The 18,220-nt window shown below is 58.0% G+C and carries 19 protein-coding genes; 14 read left to right on the top strand and 5 right to left on the bottom strand.

Features of this window, described 5'->3' with window-relative positions; genetic code table 11:
* Positions 1 to 404 precede the first annotated feature (404 nt).
* The 10 genes from ACSEXW_RS11425 (at position 405) to ACSEXW_RS11470 (ending at position 9,376) form a co-directional block, all read left to right on the top strand.
* Entirely contained in the window at positions 405 to 2,147 is a 1,743-nt protein-coding gene (locus tag ACSEXW_RS11425) for an alkaline phosphatase (protein WP_438446270.1), read from the top strand.
* A gap of 77 nt (positions 2,148 to 2,224) precedes the next feature.
* Positions 2,225 to 2,941: an ABC transporter ATP-binding protein gene (locus ACSEXW_RS11430; protein ID WP_438446271.1), complete on the top strand. Its 717-nt coding sequence runs from the start codon at positions 2,225 to 2,227 to the stop codon at positions 2,939 to 2,941.
* Positions 2,938 to 4,152, top strand: a complete 1,215-nt coding sequence (locus ACSEXW_RS11435; RefSeq protein ID WP_438446272.1) for an ABC transporter permease — start codon at positions 2,938 to 2,940, stop codon at positions 4,150 to 4,152. The genes ACSEXW_RS11430 and ACSEXW_RS11435 overlap by 4 nt, the downstream gene beginning before the upstream one ends.
* Before the next feature lie 45 nt (positions 4,153 to 4,197).
* Entirely contained in the window at positions 4,198 to 5,052 is an 855-nt protein-coding gene (locus tag ACSEXW_RS11440; RefSeq protein WP_438446273.1) for a hypothetical protein, read from the top strand.
* 114 nt (positions 5,053 to 5,166) lie between these two features.
* Complete coding sequence (locus tag ACSEXW_RS11445) at positions 5,167 to 5,649, top strand: hypothetical protein (protein ID WP_438446274.1); 483 nt, start codon at positions 5,167 to 5,169, stop codon at positions 5,647 to 5,649.
* Positions 5,650 to 5,754: 105 nt separating this feature from the next.
* Entirely contained in the window at positions 5,755 to 7,596 is a 1,842-nt protein-coding gene (gene typA / locus ACSEXW_RS11450) for a translational GTPase TypA (RefSeq protein ID WP_438446275.1), read from the top strand.
* Positions 7,597 to 7,646: 50 nt separating this feature from the next.
* Positions 7,647 to 7,937: a YlaH-like family protein gene (locus ACSEXW_RS11455; RefSeq protein ID WP_438446276.1), complete on the top strand. Its 291-nt coding sequence runs from the start codon at positions 7,647 to 7,649 to the stop codon at positions 7,935 to 7,937.
* A 27-nt stretch (positions 7,938 to 7,964) separates the two neighbouring features.
* Complete coding sequence (locus ACSEXW_RS11460) at positions 7,965 to 8,408, top strand: hypothetical protein (protein ID WP_438446277.1); 444 nt, start codon at positions 7,965 to 7,967, stop codon at positions 8,406 to 8,408.
* 3 nt (positions 8,409 to 8,411) lie between these two features.
* Positions 8,412 to 8,684, top strand: a complete 273-nt coding sequence (locus ACSEXW_RS11465) for a hypothetical protein (protein ID WP_438446278.1) — start codon at positions 8,412 to 8,414, stop codon at positions 8,682 to 8,684.
* A 239-nt stretch (positions 8,685 to 8,923) separates the two neighbouring features.
* The gene (locus tag ACSEXW_RS11470) at positions 8,924 to 9,376 is read left to right on the top strand and encodes a pyridoxamine 5'-phosphate oxidase family protein (RefSeq protein ID WP_438446279.1); all 453 of its coding nucleotides are present in this window, start codon (positions 8,924 to 8,926) and stop codon (positions 9,374 to 9,376) included.
* Positions 9,377 to 9,441: 65 nt separating this feature from the next.
* Here the strand turns inward: ACSEXW_RS11470 and ACSEXW_RS11475 are convergent, their stop codons facing one another.
* Complete coding sequence (locus ACSEXW_RS11475) at positions 9,442 to 9,987, bottom strand: YhcN/YlaJ family sporulation lipoprotein (protein WP_438446280.1); 546 nt, start codon at positions 9,985 to 9,987, stop codon at positions 9,442 to 9,444.
* A 103-nt stretch (positions 9,988 to 10,090) separates the two neighbouring features.
* On the opposite strand from ACSEXW_RS11475, the gene ACSEXW_RS11480 reads away from it, so the two are divergent.
* The gene (locus ACSEXW_RS11480) at positions 10,091 to 11,422 is read left to right on the top strand and encodes a PhoH family protein (RefSeq protein WP_438446281.1); all 1,332 of its coding nucleotides are present in this window, start codon (positions 10,091 to 10,093) and stop codon (positions 11,420 to 11,422) included.
* Between the two features lie 85 nt (positions 11,423 to 11,507).
* Here the strand turns inward: ACSEXW_RS11480 and ACSEXW_RS11485 are convergent, their stop codons facing one another.
* Positions 11,508 to 12,005 carry a hypothetical protein gene (locus ACSEXW_RS11485; protein WP_438446282.1) on the bottom strand — a complete coding sequence of 166 codons (498 nt, stop codon included), beginning with the start codon at positions 12,003 to 12,005 and terminating at the stop codon, positions 11,508 to 11,510.
* A gap of 136 nt (positions 12,006 to 12,141) precedes the next feature.
* On the opposite strand from ACSEXW_RS11485, the gene ACSEXW_RS11490 reads away from it, so the two are divergent.
* Entirely contained in the window at positions 12,142 to 13,458 is a 1,317-nt protein-coding gene (locus ACSEXW_RS11490) for a sugar ABC transporter substrate-binding protein (RefSeq protein ID WP_438446283.1), read from the top strand.
* 58 nt (positions 13,459 to 13,516) lie between these two features.
* Here the strand turns inward: ACSEXW_RS11490 and ACSEXW_RS11495 are convergent, their stop codons facing one another.
* A complete protein-coding gene (locus ACSEXW_RS11495; RefSeq protein WP_438446284.1) occupies positions 13,517 to 14,590 on the bottom strand; it encodes a coiled-coil domain-containing protein in 1,074 nt (357 codons plus the stop codon).
* A 102-nt stretch (positions 14,591 to 14,692) separates the two neighbouring features.
* A complete protein-coding gene (locus tag ACSEXW_RS11500) occupies positions 14,693 to 15,673 on the bottom strand; it encodes a hypothetical protein (protein ID WP_438446285.1) in 981 nt (326 codons plus the stop codon).
* A gap of 82 nt (positions 15,674 to 15,755) precedes the next feature.
* On the opposite strand from ACSEXW_RS11500, the gene ACSEXW_RS11505 reads away from it, so the two are divergent.
* On the top strand, positions 15,756 to 16,904 hold the full coding sequence (locus ACSEXW_RS11505) for a class I SAM-dependent methyltransferase (protein WP_438446286.1): 1,149 nt from the start codon (positions 15,756 to 15,758) through the stop codon (positions 16,902 to 16,904).
* Between the two features lie 42 nt (positions 16,905 to 16,946).
* Here the strand turns inward: ACSEXW_RS11505 and ACSEXW_RS11510 are convergent, their stop codons facing one another.
* Positions 16,947 to 17,177, bottom strand: a complete 231-nt coding sequence (locus ACSEXW_RS11510) for a DUF2626 domain-containing protein (RefSeq protein WP_438446287.1) — start codon at positions 17,175 to 17,177, stop codon at positions 16,947 to 16,949.
* A gap of 318 nt (positions 17,178 to 17,495) precedes the next feature.
* On the opposite strand from ACSEXW_RS11510, the gene ACSEXW_RS11515 reads away from it, so the two are divergent.
* Positions 17,496 to 18,143, top strand: a complete 648-nt coding sequence (locus tag ACSEXW_RS11515) for an RsfA family transcriptional regulator (protein ID WP_438446288.1) — start codon at positions 17,496 to 17,498, stop codon at positions 18,141 to 18,143.
* The last annotated feature ends 77 nt before the right edge of the window (positions 18,144 to 18,220 follow it).

Below are 18,220 nucleotides of genomic sequence, written 5' to 3' on the forward strand. Positions count from 1 at the left end.
TTAAGGCGATGGAAGCCTTAAATGGGGCGCGGATCGCTCCGCCGAAGCCAGCCGCCTTATATCGGCGCACCAGTCGCGCAGGTTCCGGGCTCCGAAGCGATAAGGCGGAGGGAAACCTTAAATGGGGCGCGAATCGATGCGCCGACCCAATAAGGCTTCCAGCCGCCTTAAAGCGGCGAAACAAGCCTGCGGGCTCCTGCAGCCGCAGTTACAAATCAGAAACCAAGGAGCTAAGCGATCATTCCGCGCTCAGCTCCTTGGTTTTTTTATCCTCAGCTCCGCGTTACGGACGGCCTTTACAAAAAAAACATAACCCGTTAACAATTCCCGAACAGTCCCCGGACAGGCGTTGACGTGAATTTAACAGTGCTCCCTTATGATGGGAACTAGCGTCAGACAGACGCATGCGACTACACACCCATAGGGAGGAAACAAAATTGAAGAAGCTTGCACAAACGATGCTGGCCGGCGGTTTGGCACTGACTCTGATCCCGGTGGCACAAGCGCCGGTATTCGCGGCAGATACGGCTAAGCCCGCCCCCGCATCCCAAAACCTGATCGTCCTGATCGGCGACGGCATGGGACCCGCCCAGGTGACGGCAGGGCGCAATTATCTGAAATACATGAAGGGCATTGACCACCTGGAGCTCGACAGCTACTATGTCGGCCAGGCGACTACATACGCGGACAAAGGAGAAGACGGCGGCGTGGTGGTCTCCGGGATCGTGACCGACTCCGCATCGGCGGGAACCGCTTTTGCGACCGGGCACAAAACCTATAACGCGGGCATCAGCATTTCCAACGAAGACGTCTCCGTGCCTTACGCCTCCGTCATCGAAGCGGCCGAGAAAGCAGGCAAAGCGACCGGCCTGGTCACCACCGCGCGGATCACCCACGCAACACCGGCCGTATATGCCTCCCACGTGCGCAGCCGGGACAATGAGAACGCCATCGCCACCCAATACCTGGCCAGCGGCGTAGACGTGCTCTTCGGCGGCGGCAAGCAGTTCTTCGTCACGAAGGACGAGAAGGGCAAGCGTCCGGACAAAAACATCATCGGCGAATTCCAGTCCAAGGGCTACGAGGTGGCCTACGATGCCAAGGGTCTTGACGCCATCAAGGGCTCCAAGGCGCTGGGGCTGTTCAACAGCTCCCACGTGGACTATACCCTGGACCGGTCTGAAGCGGTTCCGAGCCTGGCCAAAATGACCCAGAAGGCCCTCGACCTTCTGTCCACGGACAAGAACGGCTTCGCCATCATGATTGAGGGCGGCCGGATCGACCACGCGTCCCATGCCAACGACTTCCCGACCACCGTCCAGGAGGTGCTGGATTTCGACGCAGCCGTGAAGGTGGCCATGGACTTCGCCAAGAAGAACGGCAACACCTCCGTCGTTATCACGGCGGACCACGAGACCGGGGGCCTGTCCCTGTCCCGCGACAATATCTACGAGATAAACTTCGACCTGTGGGATAAGCAGAAGAAGTCCTCTGAGACCATCGGCACCGCTCTGAAGGCGGCCAAAACCACGGATGACGTGAAGAAGATCGTGACCGACAACACTTGGATCACGGACCTCTCCGATGCGGAAGCGGCAGCCATTCTCGCCGGCGACGGCTCCTCCTACGGCCGCGAAGGCGGCTTCAACGCGGTGGTATCCAAGCGCCTCCTGGTGGGCTGGTCCGGCCATGGCCACTCCGCAGTGGATGTGGGCGTATGGGCATACGGTCCCATCGCCTCCAAGGTCACCGGCCAGGTGGACAACACCGACATCGCCAAAGCTTCCGCCTCGATTATCGGCGTAGATCTGGAAGCCGCCACGAAGGAGATGCAGTCCAAGTACCTGTACCCGAAATTCAAGATCACCCGCAGCAACGAGGTGCTCTTCCCCGCCAAAGCGCTGGCCGCCAAACTGGGCGTGACGGTAGCTTACAACGAAGCGGAACGCAGCGTAATCTTGTCCTCCGGCGCCAATAAGCTGTCCGTCCATGTGGACACCAAGGCGGTAGCCTGGAACGGTGCCGCATCCAGCCTGACGGCGGACATCGACAACGATAAGCTGTACCTGCCCCTGAGTGCCTTCAACCAACTGACCGGCAAGACCATGACCTGGGATGGGCTGTCCGAACGGATCAACTTGCAATAATCGTAAGCCATAGGCTGTCGGACAGGGGAACCGCGCGTTCCCCTGTCTCTTTTTCCAATGTCAGGAGGTTCATGCTTATGATCAGGCTACAACAGGTCGTCAAGACCTATACCCATACACAGACCCGGCTTCCCATCCTGCACATCCCCGAGTGGACCGTCCGGGAGGGGGAGCGCTTGGCACTCCTCGGCCCCAGCGGATGCGGCAAGAGCACGCTTCTTCATCTCTTGAGCGGCATCTTGACCGCCGACGGGGGAGAGATCACGGTTTGCGGCATGCCGCTTCACCGGATGGGGGAGGCGGAGAGGGACCGGTTCCGCGCCTCGAGAATCGGGTACATCATGCAGGACTTTCACCTCATCGGTTCCCTGACGGCCCGGCAAAATGTGGAGCTGACGCTGGATGTCCGCCTGAAGGGCAAGTCGCGCCGCCGGCTGCTGGAGGAATGGTTCGGCCGGGTGGGTCTGGAGGAGCGGATGGACCACCTGCCATCGCAGCTCTCCCGGGGCCAGCAGCAGCGGGTGGCCATGATCCGCGCCCTCATCAACAGGCCGGCACTGGTGCTGGCCGACGAGCCGACGGGAAGCCTGGATTGGGAGACGGCAGGGGAAACCATGCGTCTCTTGCTGGAGCTGTCTCAGACAGAGGGCGCCACGCTGGTCACGGTCACGCACGATCTTCATTTGGCGGAGCTGTACCCGGTACGGGTACAGATGGAGAGCCTGAACGCCGCGGTTCATCCGGGTAGGCGACAGCCGGTTCGGCTTTTGGAAGATGAGGTGGTCGGGGCATGAAGGCTGGACATTTGGTATGGCGCAATATGCTGCACCGCAAGATGCTTTCCCTCCTGACCGTTCTGTCTGTGGCGCTGATCGTGGCCCTGGTGGTCTTCCTGATGCAGGTGTCCGAAGGGGTGGAGAAGGGAGCCGAGACGGGCTACGGTCCCTTCGAGCTGGTGATCGGAGCTGACGGCAGTGAGACCCAGTTGGCCATGAACACCTTCTATCATGTGGGAACCCCGACGGGCAACATTCCTTATTCGGCCTGGCAGACGGCCTCGCGGAGCCCGGAAGCGGAATCGGTGTTCGCCATCACGACGGGCGATAATCTGAACGGGCTTCCCATCGTAGGCATCGAGCCCGGTTACTTCCCGGTCCGGTACGGGGACAAGAAGCTCCGGGCCGGCAAGCTCTATGCGGCAACGGGAGAAGCGGTGCTCGGTTCGTATGCGGCCAAGGAATCGGGACTCCGGGTTGGTGACACGTTCCATGGCGGTCATGGACTGGCAGAGGACTCCCACGCCGGTGAAGAGGAGGGGGAGGAGCACGAGGAGGAAGAGGCCCATGAGCGGTTTGCGTACCGGGTTGTCGGCATCCTGCCAGAGCTTCATACGCCGGACGACCGGGCGGTCTTCACCACGCTGGATTACGCTTGGGCCGTGCACCACACCGAGAGTGCGGAGAAGCGGGAGGTTACGGCGCTCATCGTCAAGCCGAAGTCCTTAACCGGCGCTATGGCCATGCGGAATCAATTCGAGGCCATGGATAATATTCAAGCCGTCTTCTCCAGTAAGGCCGTGGCGGATGTGGTGAACCTGGTGGACTCCGGGTCCCAGGTGCTGCAGGTCGTCACTGCCCTGTGCGTCGTGCTGGCGGCGATGACGCTTATGCTTTCTCTGCTGGCGGCCGCCAAGGAACGGAAGCGGGACGCCGGGCTGCTGCGACTGATCGGCAAGACCCGAGGCTTCGTCTGGGCCTCCTTCATGGGGGAAGGCATGATGCTGACTGCAGCGGGGCTCCTGCTCGGGCTCCTGGCTGGCCACGCGGGGAGCTGGATGAGCGTCGATGTGGTGTACGGCTTCTCAGGGGTTCGGCTGGAGGCCTGGAGCGTCGCCCCCGGGGAAGGCCTGCTGGCTGCGGGCGCCCTCGTGCTGGGAGCGCTGTCCGCTGCCGGTCCGGCCTTCGGCATGTACAAGACCGATCCGCTTCAGCTGTTCCGGGCGTAAGATGGCCCGGTACAGAAACATCATCATCAAGGAGGCTGAACGCCTATGCGACGCCCCATTCAACCGGCCTGGATCCTTTACACGGCTCTCGCCATTGGTCTAACCGCTGCCACAAGCGGATGCGGCGATAAAAACCGGGACGCCGATGCGGCAGGCACCTTCGCAATGGCCGCTGCGCCGGCAGCCGTACAGATCACCATGACGGCTCCTGCCCCTGTTAATGCCTCTCCGCCCGCCGGTACGTCCGCGTCCCAGCCGCAAGCCGCGGAGTCGCCTGCCACTCCTGCCGCCGCTCCGGCCGCGGACACGGCTCAGCCTACGGCAGCCGCTCTTCAGCCGGCCGCCGCTGATGCTCCCGCGGGCTCTAGCGGCGGTCCCTCTTCGGCTGCGCCTGCGGTCAGCCCGGCATCGGCCTCAACCGCTCCGGCCGCGGCATCGGCCGCCCCGGCCGCTCAAGCGCCAGCCGGGCCCAGAGCCGAAGCTCCGTCCGCCGGCGCACCTGCCCCGTCCGCCGCTGCCGGCTCTTCCTCGGGCTCCGGGGACATCCATTGGTCCGAGTTCTTCGACAACGAGCAGCAGAACCGCCCGTCGGAGAAGTTCTGGGATATGAACGGGAAGACCGTCACCATCAAAGGTTATATGGGGGAGGTGCTCAGCTTCGAGAAGCATTGGTTTCTCGTCATTCCCCAGCCGGGCGCCGAATGCCCGTTCGACAACGGGGACGAGACCTATTGGAACAAGATCATGATCGCCTTCACCGACAAGGGGGAGAAGCTGCGCTATACCTCCGGCGCCTTGAAGATAACGGGACGGCTGGATGTCGGCGTCAAGGTGGACGAATCCGGCTACAAAACCATGTTCCGTCTCTACGACGCCTCGTTCGAGAAGCTGAAGGAGTAGCGGCTTACCGTCAGTGGAGGACAGGCCGGTCAATCCGGTGCTGGTAATTTTACCCCATTTCAGATAAACTAAAGCTTGAAGCATGTCGCATTCTGTCTATCTGGAGGGACTGTTATGGCCCGGAACAATTATTCGATCGGACTCTTGCTGATCGGCATCGCCGTCATCCTGCTGTTGGGCAAGCTCGGCGTATTCGCCGCCTTGGGAGCCTTCTTATGGCCGGTATTCGTGCTGCTGCCCGGTTTGGTATTCCACTTTCTCTACTTCTCCCGGATTGTGCCCGTAGGGGTGTTGGTGCCCGGCGGAATTCTGATTACGTATTCCTTGATGTTCTTCTACTGCAACCTGTTCGGCTGGGATTCGATGGTCTACCTGTGGCCCGGCTTCATCTTCGGCGTGGCGGTGGGACTTTACGAGCTCCATATCTTCAGCGCCCGCAGCTCCAAGGGAGCCTTCACGGCCGCCATGGTGCTGTCCATCATCTCCGGCGTGTTCTTCGCCTTTACCTTCATGTTCACCGTAGGCGTCTATTTCATCGCATTCGTGCTGATTGCCGTCGGGCTGTGGCTGATGATGTCCCGCAGACGTTCCTGGTAATTCAGTTCGCTTGATTTTTCGGCTTATAGATCGTATAATTAGACAAATGTCAAGCGTCGGAGCTGTCCGGCGCTATTTTCTTGGAATTGAGAGGGAACCCATACCATGCATGCAAGAGAGAAAATCCGCAATATCGCCATTATCGCCCACGTCGACCACGGCAAAACCACGCTGGTGGATAAGCTTCTCCAGCAATCCGGCATCTTCCGCGAGAACGAGGCCGTTCAAGAGCGGGCCATGGACTCCAATGATCTGGAGCGGGAGCGCGGCATCACGATCCTGGCCAAGAACACCGCCATCGAATACAAGGATTACCTCATCAACATCGTAGATACTCCTGGACACGCCGACTTCGGCGGCGAAGTGGAGCGCATCATGAAGATGGTAGACGGCGTGCTTCTGGTCGTCGACGCTTTCGAGGGCTGCATGCCGCAGACCAAGTTCGTTACCCGCAAAGCTCTGGAGCACGGCCTTCACCCGATCGTCGTGGTGAACAAGATCGACCGCCCCAACGCCCGTCCGGCGGAAGTGGTGGACGAAGTGCTGGATCTGTTCATCGAGCTGGGCGCCAATGACGATCAGTTGGATTTCCAAGTCGTCTATGCGTCCGCCCTGCAAGGCACCTCCTCCAAGGAGCCGGACTCCCAGCAGGACAACATGGAAGCCATCTACGAGACCATCGTCGAGCATATTCCCCATCCGACCGAGAGTGTTGTGGACCCGCTGCAATTCCTCGTTACGCTGATGGACTACAACGAATACATGGGCCGGATTGCCATCGGCCGTGTGAACCGGGGCGTGCTGCGCCAAGGCCAGACCGTTGCGGTCTGCACCCGGGAAGGAACCATCCGTCAAGCCCGCATCGAGAAGCTGTTCGGCTTCCAGGGTCTGAAGCGGATCGAGATCGAAGAGGCAGGCGCCGGAGATATCGTAGCCATCGCCGGCATCAAGGAGATCAACATCGGCGAGACCATCGCGGACTTCGCCAACCCGGAGCCGCTGCCGGTTCTTGAGATCGACGAGCCGACCCTGCAGATGACCTTCGTCGTCAACAACAGCCCGTTTGCCGGCAAGGAAGGCAAGTTCGTGACCTCCCGTAAGCTTCGCGAACGTCTCTACAAGGAGCTGGAGACCGACGTCAGCCTCCGGGTGGAGGACACCGACAGCCCCGACGCATTCGTCGTGTCCGGACGGGGAGAGCTTCATCTGGGCATTCTGATCGAGAACATGCGCCGCGAAGGTTATGAGATGCAGGTTTCCAAGCCGGAGGTCATCATCAAGGAGATCGACGGACAGAAGATGGAGCCCATCGAGCGTCTTGTGATCGACGTACCGGAAGAGAACATGGGAGCCGTCATGGAGAGCCTGGGCACCCGTAAGGCGGAGATGATCAACATGACCAACAACGGCATGGGCACCGTCCGTCTGGAGTTCCTGATCCCGGCCCGCGGCCTTATCGGCTACCGGACCTACTTCCTGACCCTGACCCGCGGCTACGGCGTCATGAACCATGCCTTCGAGAAATACGGCCCGTTCCTGGGCGCCGGAGTCGGCGGACGCCACCAAGGCGTGCTGATCTCTACGGAGAACGGCACCTCCACCCTGTACGGCATTCTGTCCGTTGAAGACCGCGGCATCCTGTTCCTCCAGCCGGGTACCGAGGTGTACGAAGGCATGATCGTCGGAGAGCATACCCGCGATACGGATATAGTGGTCAACATCTGTAAGGAGAAGGCCGTCAACAACATCCGCTCCGCCACCAAGGAAGAGACCGTGCGCATGAAGACCCCGCGTCTGTTCTCCCTGGAAGCGGCGCTGGAATATCTGAATGACGACGAATACTGCGAGATCACTCCGAAGTCGATCCGTCTGCGGAAGAAACTGCTCAACCGCGGTGAGCGGGAACGGGCGGAGAAGCAGCGGAAAATGGCGGAATCCAACGCCTAATTATCGTCTTTCGATCGGCGGCATCTGATCAATGAACCGGAGGTGGCGTTATGACCGCGTGGTTACGGGAGCATTCCCTTCTTACCTACCTGCTGCTGTATATCAGCTTGGCATTCGTGTATATCAAGGTGTTCCGGGCCCGGCGCCTGCCGGTTCTTAAGGAAGCCATGATCTACCTCCTGATCGGCGTAGGAGCTCTCATCCTCTGGCTGTTCCAGCTGGACCTTCAGATGCCGGTGGTACAGAGCATGGCTGCCGCGCTGTCACTGATGCTCATCGTCCGGATCCGCATGTTTTTCGTGAACCGGACGAAGCCGCAGGGGCAGACGGAACGCAAATAATTCCGACCGCGACAGGAAGTGATGGGCATGTCCTATTTTTGGCTGACTCCCGTGGAGTCCGATGATCCGCTGGTGCTTGGCGCCGAACGGCTCCGGATTCCGGGGGGACCTCCTCTGGATGGGTTCCGCCAGCGTCTGGCCGAGCGCTTCCATGCCCGGTTGCTTCCCCTAGTCAAGGCGTCCATTCTTCCTTCCGATCCGGAGGAGGAAGCTGCCCAATGCGGGAACGGAGAGGCGCCGGACTTGAACACGGCGGTCTCCATCGTTTTCGACGGCAGCTCATTCGGCTTGTCGGAATGCGGAAGAGCCTTCGTCGACAGGCTCCCCGGCTCGAAGGAGCAGGAGGACGCTTGTGCGAAGGCGCTAGGAGGCGAAGTCGGGGATTGGAGCGCGGAGGAGCGCGAATGGCTGCTCCGCATGCTCGAATGGGCCCGAATGGGACAACCCACCATGCTGGTGAAGGAGGACTGAAGAATGCGTCTTCAGGATGCGCTTTTGAATTGGCTGCAGATTCATCTGGTTGCAGAAGCCCGGCCGGAGGATCAGGCGGCGAAGGAAACCGTACGGTTCTTCGAGGTCATTCTCCGGGAGGACCACCACCTGTCGGATTTTCAAGTGGATGCCGAGGATGAGACAATGCTTCACGTCCGCTATACGCTGGACGGCAAGACGAAGCGTCAAATGTTCGACAAGGAAACGGCCGGACAGCTACTGGCCGATATCAATGCCGACATCCGGTATCATTGATTCATCATCATATCGGCTCCGGTCTGCCCGTTGGGCGGCCGGGGCTTTTTTGCGTGAATCTGTCCCTGCGGGGGACATATCCTTGTTCACGGAAGGATAAGATACAATATACGTGTGCAAAAGGGACCGGTCCTTACGATTCGGTGGCTGGTATTTTCTGCATATGTTATAATGATTCCAAACCCAATAGGGTTCCCTGCACTTAACCTACACCAAGCGCTGAAGGAGGACCAGAAGGAATGGCAGAAACCGTGACAGCACTGAACGAACAGCTATTCTCGATCCTGCAAAATTCTAGCTTAGTCATCCTGAATACCATGGATGCCGAGACCGGAGCGCCGGGCGTCAACGCCATCTCTTGGGTATATGCCAAGGATCCCGGCACGATTCGGTTTGCCGTGGACGGCCGTTCCCGCATCATCGCGAACGTCAAAGCTCATCCCCGCGTGGCGGTGTCGCTTTTTGCTGCCGGGACGCTGCATGCGATTCATGGCGAAGCGGCGGTGGTGACGGAGGAGCTGGAGAATGTTCCGTTCAAGCTGGCCTGCATCGACATCGGCATCCGCGAGGTGCGGGACGCCATGTTCTACGGCGCCCGCGTTTCCGTAGAGCCGGAAGTGGAGAAGACATACGACAAACGCGCCGCCGACAAGCTCGACGGACAAGTGTTTGAAGCCATGAGAAAAGCCTAACTGCGTGTGCAGATAGGCTTTTCCCATTTTTTGAAGGAAATCCGCGGTTAAGTGAGGAGTTTGTCTTAAAGATTGTTATTTTGGAATTGTTCGGAGCTCGGGTCATCGTTCCGGTGGTCATCCATCGGCTGGATGTCCCGGGGCAGCTGAGGAGCCACCCGTCCGATAATATCGCCCAGCTCCTGGGCGAAGCCGGAGAACGGTTTCCCGTTGCGGATGTCCTCCCGGACCTGTCGAATCCGCTCGCCCAACCCCATATCCGCCGTGACGAATGCGTTGATGCCCGCCGGATCCTTGCGGAATGCTTCCGCCACCGAGTATTTGATGACATTGACCCGGGAACGTTCCAGGGCAGGGTCCACCGTGATCCCGACGATGGCGGTTTTACCGAGTATGACACACTTGGCATCGGTGACCTGGGGGATGCTCTTCGCCAGATCCTCCAGACGGGTCTGGGTATCGGCATTCTGACCTCCCTGAGTTTGGGCGGCCTGCTTCGACTGAAGTCTCTGCTCCGTTCCCCGGGCTTCGTCCGCCTGGTCGTCGTTCCGGCCGCAGCCGGCGGATAGCAGCATGACGGCCAACATGCAACCAGCTATTGGCTTACGCACTTCAACATCGTCCTTTCTGTTGTCCGTGGTACACGATATTTTGTCCATGCAAGCCTTATCTATGTATGGCCGATAGAAACCGACAATCGTGGAGGGGACCCATATGAAAAAGATCTATGTTCTGGATACAAACGTACTGCTGCAGGATCCCAATGCTGTGTTCGCCTTCGAGGACAATGACGTCATCATTCCCGCCATCGTGCTGGAGGAGATGGATACGAAGAAGCGGATGGCGGATGAGATCGGCCGCAACGCCCGCTACGCGTCCCGGCTTCTGGACGGCTTCCGGGCCAAGGGGCGGCTGCAGGACGGCGTCCTCTTGGAGAACGGCGGAACCTTGAAGGTCGAGCTGAACCACCGCAGCTTTACCAAGATGCAGGAAGTATTCGGGGAGATGACCAACGACAACCGGATTCTGGCGGTCGCCCTGAATTATCATATGGAGGAGCAGGGCAAGGAGCATCCCAAGCCTGTGGTCATCGTCAGCAAGGATACGCTGGTCCGGATCAAGGCGGATGTGCTGGGCCTGCCCGCGCAGGATTACATGTCGGACCGGGTCGTCTCCTATTCGGAGATGTATACCGGATGCGTAACCTTAATGGTGCACCCTTCCATCATCGATGAATTCTATTCCTTCCGGTTCCTGAGCGTGAAGAGCTTGAATCTGGGCTACCCCCTCTTCCCGAATGAATTCGTCATCCTTAAAGATGAGATGGGCACCTCGAAGTCGGCGCTCTTGAAGGTGAATGCGGAGGGGCAGAAGCTGGAGCCCCTGTTCCTGAGCAATGATCCCATCTGGGGCATCGGAGCCCGGAATGCACAGCAGCGGATGGCGCTGGAGCTGCTCTTGAACGATGAGATCCCCCTGGTCACCATGACGGGCAAAGCGGGTACGGGCAAGACCCTTCTCGCTGTCGCCGCCGGTCTCATGAAGGTCGAGGACGACCGGAAGTACAAGAAGCTTCTGATCGCCCGTCCGGTCGTCCCCATGGGCAAGGACATCGGCTACTTGCCGGGAGAGAAGGAGGAGAAGCTCCGTCCCTGGATGCAGCCGATCTATGACAACCTGGAGTTCCTATTCGACACTAAGAAGCCGGGAGATATCGACAAGGTGCTGGCCGGATTGGGCAGCATCCAGGTAGAGGCCTTGACGTACATTCGCGGACGGTCCATCCCCGGTCAATTCATCATCATCGATGAAGCTCAGAACCTGTCGCGCCATGAAGTCAAGACCATCGTCTCCCGGGTGGGCGAGGGCAGCAAGATCGTGCTGATGGGGGATCCGGACCAGATTGACCATCCTTACCTGGACGCTTCCAGCAACGGGCTGACCTATGTGGTGGAGCGCTTCAAGGAGGAGAGCATCGCCGGTCACATTATGCTGGAACGGGGCGAACGCTCCAAGCTGGCGCAGCTCGCCGCGGATCTCCTGTAGCTAGCTTATATATCCAGCAAGAATAAACAAGCATCCCATGGACCGCTGCGGCGGGCTAGGGATGCTTGTTTGTTCTTGACGGCTATTATTCTTCCATTAGGTAGCGGATGCCGAAGCCGTAGGCCCTTGCCAGGCCCTCCATAAGCTCCGTCAGGCTGCGGTCAGCTGCTAGTCCGTCCGGCGCATCCGGAGGGCCCCAGGAGGCAATGAGGTGCTCCTCGAGCTGAAGCAGCAGCTGATGGAGTTCGGTGCGTTCTCCGGCGCCCTCCGGGCGGAACAGAACGGTCTGCTCGGCATACAGATAAGAGCGCTCCTGCCGGGAGGTGAAGCCATAATCCGTGAAAGCGGGATAGAGCCGGACGTCCTCCGGCAGGGCGTACAGCTCCAGCTCCTCGGACGGGACCTTATAGTCCGACAGCACCTCCAGCACGGCGTCCCGGTCTCCGGGCTGCTCTAGAACCAGCAGCTCCTTGTCCCGGTCCAGCAGACGGATCCGGGCTGCCAAACCTTTGACAATCTGGGCGTAATACCCCGGTGTCTTGCCTTCGGGAAGGTGCATCAGGATTCCGAGCCTTTTCATCATTCTTTCACCAGCTTCGCCTATAATATCATCCTAAAGTCCTTATTTTTATCTTAGCATAGGTAAAATTATACGCCAAACGCCGCGAAACTTGTGATATGATAAAATGTGGGGGGTTGAATCGAAAGGAGAGTTGATTGTGACAAAGAAAAAGAGCCTGCTCGTGATCCTTTGCATTTTCGGGCTTTCCGCTCTCGTATTCAGCCAATGCCTGGGGACTCCCGGAAAGGGAGGGCAAGGGGAGACGGTCGGCGTTCAGGGAGCCGGGGTGAATCCATCCGGAAGCGATTCCAAAACCGGCAGTCAAACCGTAAGAGCCTCCGTATCCATGGATCCGAAGGAGTTCGAGATCTTCTCCCGGATGTCCAAGCAATATGCGGACCAGCATGAAGGCATTCAGATCCAAGTAGAGAATATACCGGCCAAGGACGCTTACGACAAGTGGAAGAAGGCCGGCCAGATCGGAGAAGCTCCCGATCTGATGCTCCTCGACAATAACTGGGTCCAGGAATTCGCCGCCCTGGGCTTCCTGCAGCCGGTGGGGGACTTCTTCTCCAGCGACCAGCAGAACGGCCGGATCAGCACGCTGATGAACCAAGTGAAGTGGAATGGATACATATGGGGCGTACCCAAGGATGTGGATCCCTACATTATCGTTTGGAACAAAAAAACCGCCGCCCAGCATAAGCTGGAACAGGCGCCGCGCTCTCCGGACGAGCTGCTTCTCTGGAGCAAGTCCTTGCTGAAGCCTGAGGAAGGCAAGTTTGGCATTTATCTGGATCCGCTTGATCCGTACGGGTTCATTGCTCTGACGTCGGCGTTGACGGGAGCCTGGCTGGATGCCGAGAAGCTCTGGAAGGATCCGGCTGCGGCGGAGAAGAAGCTGTCGGCATTTCTGGCTCCACAGGAGGAGTCCTGGGCAGGCAAGGCATACCCGAAGAACTTCCCGGCTGCCTCCTCGGCATGGTCTCCCTGGGAGGAGCTGGCCAAGGGAAACATCGGCGCCATGGTGACCACCGTATCAGCCTTCAAGCAGCAGTCCAAGGATGATCTGGCCATCGCCTCCATTCCCGCGTTCAACAACAACGAACACCCGGTGTGGCTGAAGGGGAGGAGCTTCACGATCTCCTCGCGGACGCCCCATGCGCGCTTGCTTATGAATTGGATCAAGGAGATGACGGTGCCGGAGACGGAGATTAAGTCCTGGAACCAGACGAAGATCCTGCCCGCACAGATTCCGTCCTATAATCTGGCTCCTCTGCGGGGAGACGAGCACATCAATTCCTACGATTGGCTGATCCAGCAGGGCAAGGTATTCCCGCCCGCCGCCGAGCTGCCGAAGAATCTGAACATGCTGGCCTCGGAGCTTCAGAAGCTGTGGAAGGGCGAGAGCAGCGTGAAGCAGCTGATCGAGAATACGGACAAGGGCTGGGTATTCCCCTCCAAGTCCAAATAAACCAAGCAAAAAAGGCGGCCGCTGCCGCTTGAGCCGAAAGCGAACCGGGGTCCAACCCCTAGTTCTGCTTCAGCTTCAAGCTCAGCTTGCCGCCTTTCATCGTCATATCCGTTGCCTCCACACCCTTGATGTATTTACTCGGCATGAAGCCCAGATCGAATTCCTGCTCGAGGGCCCGGTTGGAGGTATCCGGGAGGACGAACCCGTTATAGGTCAGCCGCTCGACATGGAACTGCAGCCGGTTCGGCTCCGATTCTACAGTGTACTTTCCGATGATGGAGACCTGGGTGCCGTTGTCGGTTCCGAAGGCCTTGAAGGAATCGTCCTCGAACCCGAAGGTGATGTTGTGGAAGATCGGATCCTTCGTCCGGAAAAATTCCGTCAGCTTCACATCGGTAATGGTGAAGGTCAAGGTCCGCTTGGCGATGTTGATGTCCAGATTCTCCGCCGTCATGAGCTCGGGCAAGCTCTGCATGGCCGAAGAGATGGAAGTCAGGTAAGAGCGGAACAAGGGGACGCCCTTTTCCTTCCACTCCTGCGTAAACTTATCCAGCTCCGTCTTCAGGGCCGCCGCATTGGCGCTTGCCGCCAAGGCCTCGTCGATCTCCTTCTGGACGGCCAAAGCCTTCTCCCGCTGCTCAATGAAGCGGGCCTTCACTGCTTGAAGCTCCTGCCGCTCGTTCTCCAGCTTCGACTTGGAATCGGTCAGCGCCTGGTAAGAATCGGTATAGGCGTTCAGAGAGTGATGGTCGTTATGCACGATCATGTTGAGGTATTCATAGATGGACAGAGCATCCGATAAAGACTTGGCTGAGAACAACAGCATCCATAATTTGTCCCGGTCGCCCATATAATAGGCACGAAGCACCTTGGCCGCATGTTCCCGTGTCTTGGTCACATCGGCCTGGTTAGCGGCGATCAGCTCTTCCGTCCGGCCGATCTGCTCCCCGACCTGTATCTCTCGGCCGGATAGTCTGGCAATCTCTTGATCCAGCTCCGAGAGGGTCAGACCCTTCTGTAGCAGCTGCTTGATTTCGTCCAGGGTGGTGTCTGCAGAGCCGGGGCTGCTCTGGGACAGCAGAATGGCGGCGCACAGTATGATCAGGATGGTATAACGCAGAGGTTTTCCCATGATTCGCTCCTCTAAATCTCTTTCTCCATTAACTTTATCACAATTCAGAGAAAAAGATGACAAAAAAATGCTTCCCCGGCATAGGGAAGCAAGTGACACCGCTTATTTGGTTGTTTTCGGAGGCATGATCAGCTTCAGGATCTCCGACAGAGGACGGGCATTCTTCGGCTCTTCCTTCTGGAACTTGGGTGACTGGTTCACATCGTTGTAAGCCTGCGCCACCCGGAAGGAGGAGCTATGGCCCTTGCCGTCCTTGCCTTGGTAGGAGAGGGACAGGGATACGTTCTGCTCCCGGATGAATCCCGCGGAATCGACCTTAATCTCAATGGAGCCGGGAGCCTTCACGTCCAGCGTAGCGCTCTGCGCTTTCCATTCCTCCGCCTGGGAGCCGGTGAAGATGCCGGACGATTTCAGAGTATCCGCCAGTTGAGGCCATTTGGCCTTCAAGGCGTCGGTGATTTCCTTGCGGTTCTTATCCGTTATGTCGAGACGGTATGAGACGGCTTTGGTTCCGTCCTTCAAAGCGCCGGCGTCGGATTCCGCGAACCACTTGGGATTCACGTCGGATATAGCCAGCTTGGCGGCATCGGACATGGTCTTGGAGATGTTCTTCAGGCTGTCGGGACTCATGGGGTTGGCTTGGCCGGACAGCTTCGCCAGCTCAGCCATATCTACGGAGTAATATTCCCCGTCCTTATTCAGCATTGGAATGTGCAGGAACAATTTGTTATCCTTGAAGAGAACGGGAAGCTCCAGCGCTGCCGCGGAGCCGGCAGGCGTGCTCTTCAGGTCGGTCTCGAACCGTACGGGGTCCGTCGACGCCGCACCGTTCCATTCCAGCTTGCCCTTCATGAACATAGTCAGGAGGGCAGAGGTCATGGGATTGCTCCCTTCCTTCTGGGAGGGCATCTCCAGATTCAGGTCGGCGTTGCCGGTGAAGGAATAGGACTTCATCTCGGCTTGTTTGGTCAGCGCCTGATCCATCCGCTCTTTGGCATGGTTCTCTTCGGAGCAGCCTGCGGCGGTCAGAGAGGCGGTCATGAGTACGGCGAGCAGCAAGGTGGATTTCCTCTTATGCAGCATAGCGGACAAGCTCTCCTTTGCGTATACAAATCTTCACTTATTATAAACGTTCGGACACCATTTGTCTTTAGTGAAACCTTGCATGGTACTCGGACGGGAACAGGCGGTGAACCGGTTGGACAAAAAAGCGGCGGCAGCCAGCGGAGGGCTGCTGGTGGACAAGATCAAGAGCCGGATGGCAGCGGCACCCGGAGGGGTGCTGCGGTTCCGCGATTATATGGAGATGTGTCTGTATGATCCTGACGGGGGCTATTACACCGGGAATCGGCCGAAGGTGGGAAGGGAGGGGGACTTCTATACCTCGTCCCATATCGGAAGCGTATTCGGGGATGTGATGGCCCGCTATATCGCCCGATTGGCATCGGTACGGCAGGACGAACGCTTTACCGTCACCGAATGGGGGGGCGGCACCGGAAGGCTGGCGAAGCAGATCTTGGATCGGATCCGTCTAGAGAATCCGAGCTTGTATGCGAGATTGGAATACAAGGTGGTGGAACGAAGCCCCCATCATCAAAGCTTGATCCGCGATGCGCTGCAGGGGCATGCTGACCGGACTGAAGTGCTGGAGAACACACCGGCGGGCGGGTATGGAACCGGGCTGGTGTTCTCTAACGAGCTCTTGGATGCTTTCCCGGTCCATCGGATTCGTCAGCGGCCGCAAGGTCTGATGGAGCTCTACGTGGGCTGGGATCCGGAGTCCGGAAGCTTCACCGAGACAGAGCTTCCGTGCGGAGAGCCGTCCGTGCTGGAATATATGGCACAGAGCGGTATTCGGCTGGAGCAGGGGCAGACGGCGGACCTGAATCTGGATGCTGGCCGTTGGATCCGGGAGCAGGCAGCCCGGATGGACGACCGTACGACCCTCGTCACCGTGGATTATGGGGATGTGGCGGAGGAGCTCTTCGCTCCGCACCGGATGGCGGGAACCTTGATGTGCTACAGGGAGCATCAGGCCTACGACAATCCCTACGTATTCGCAGGCGAGCAGGATATGACGGCTCATGTGGATTTCAGCGCCTGCCTCCAGGCAGGCTTGGAGGCGGGGCTTTCCCGGTGGAATCTGACGACGCAGAAGCAGTTTCTGGTGGACAACGGCATTTTGGAGATGCTTCAGGAGCACGGAGGAGCCGATCCGTTCAGCGCCGCGTCCAAACGGAACCGGGCCATCCGCCAGCTTCTTCTTTCGGATTCCATGAGCGAGCTGTTCAAAGTCCTGATTCAGAGCGCATAAAGAAGGCGGATCCCGGAGGATCCGCCTTCTTTATGCGGGGTGCTAGACCGTTAATTCAAAGAATGACCAGTAGGTGAAGCCCGTAAATGCCAAAAGCATGTAACCCCAGAACAGCAATATGTAGGTCCGTTCGGACAGATTCAAGTATCCAAGGATGACGAATACCGCCGTTTGGAACAAGAAGATGAACGCCATCGGAACCATGTCGCCCGCCAATGCCATCAGGCCGATGGCCAAGGTCCAGAAGCCGAGAACGCGAAACATCCGTGCCACGCCGAAACTCCCCCTCTCTGTCGTTCGTTATCGATCATTTTTCTCATCTTATTATACCTATAGACATAGAGAGTGTAAACGCAATACGTGACCAAAATCAAAAATTTTTAAATCATTCTAAATAAAAATTCCAAAATGTGTCATCCAAGACCCTAGGGTCGATGTATGTTTCAAAGAAAAAATGTCAATACCAAATAGTATGAAATAGATTCTATGAACTCTACTATGGGCATATCAATAAGTATTGGGACATTTTCATCCAGAGACTCTTCATTGAAGCCCGTTTATGCCGGCATTACACGCTTAGGAGGTTATACGATGTCAGCAGTCAGACAAGACGCCTGGAGCGAAGAAGACGATTTGATATTGGCGGAGGTTACGCTCCGGCATATCCGTGAGGGCAGCACGCAATTAGCCGCTTTTGAAGAAGTGGGGGAGCGGATCGGAAGAACGGCGGCGGCTTGCGGATTCCGTTGGAACAGCTTCGTCCGAAAAAAATATGAAGCAGCCATCCAAATGTCCAAAGCGCAGCGTCAAAAACGCAGTCAGTTGAAGAAAAACTCCGCCGGTGTACCCACGGCATCCGTGGCCATGCTGGATTTGGCCGAACCGGGCTACTCCCGTCTGGACGCGTTTACCGAAGAATCCGTTTCCATCGATGGGGTCATCCGGTACTTGAGACAGTGGAAGACCACGTTCTCCGAGATGGCTCGACAGATCCGGACGTTGGAGAAGGAGCTTGCGGAAACGAAGCAAGAGTTGGAAGACTTGAAGCGAGAGAATGAAAAGCTCAGCTCAGAGGTCAGTGAGGTCTCTACGGACTACCGAGTGGTGAATGACGACTACAAGGCGCTGATTCAGATCATGGACCGGGCCCGGAAGCTGGCTCTTCTGGTGGAAGAGGACGAGGAGAGCAAATCCCGGTTCAAGATGGATGCCAACGGCAATTTGGAACGAATCGAGTAGCGGGATAAGAGGAAGGGCGGCTCCATAATGGGCCGCCCTTTTGAATATGTCCGGCTCCTTATGAGCCGGCGGATCGG

The sequence above is a fragment of the Oryzibacillus soli genome (genome assembly GCF_051594765.1).
Taxonomy (GTDB): domain Bacteria; phylum Bacillota; class Bacilli; order Paenibacillales; family NBRC-103111; genus Paenibacillus_AR.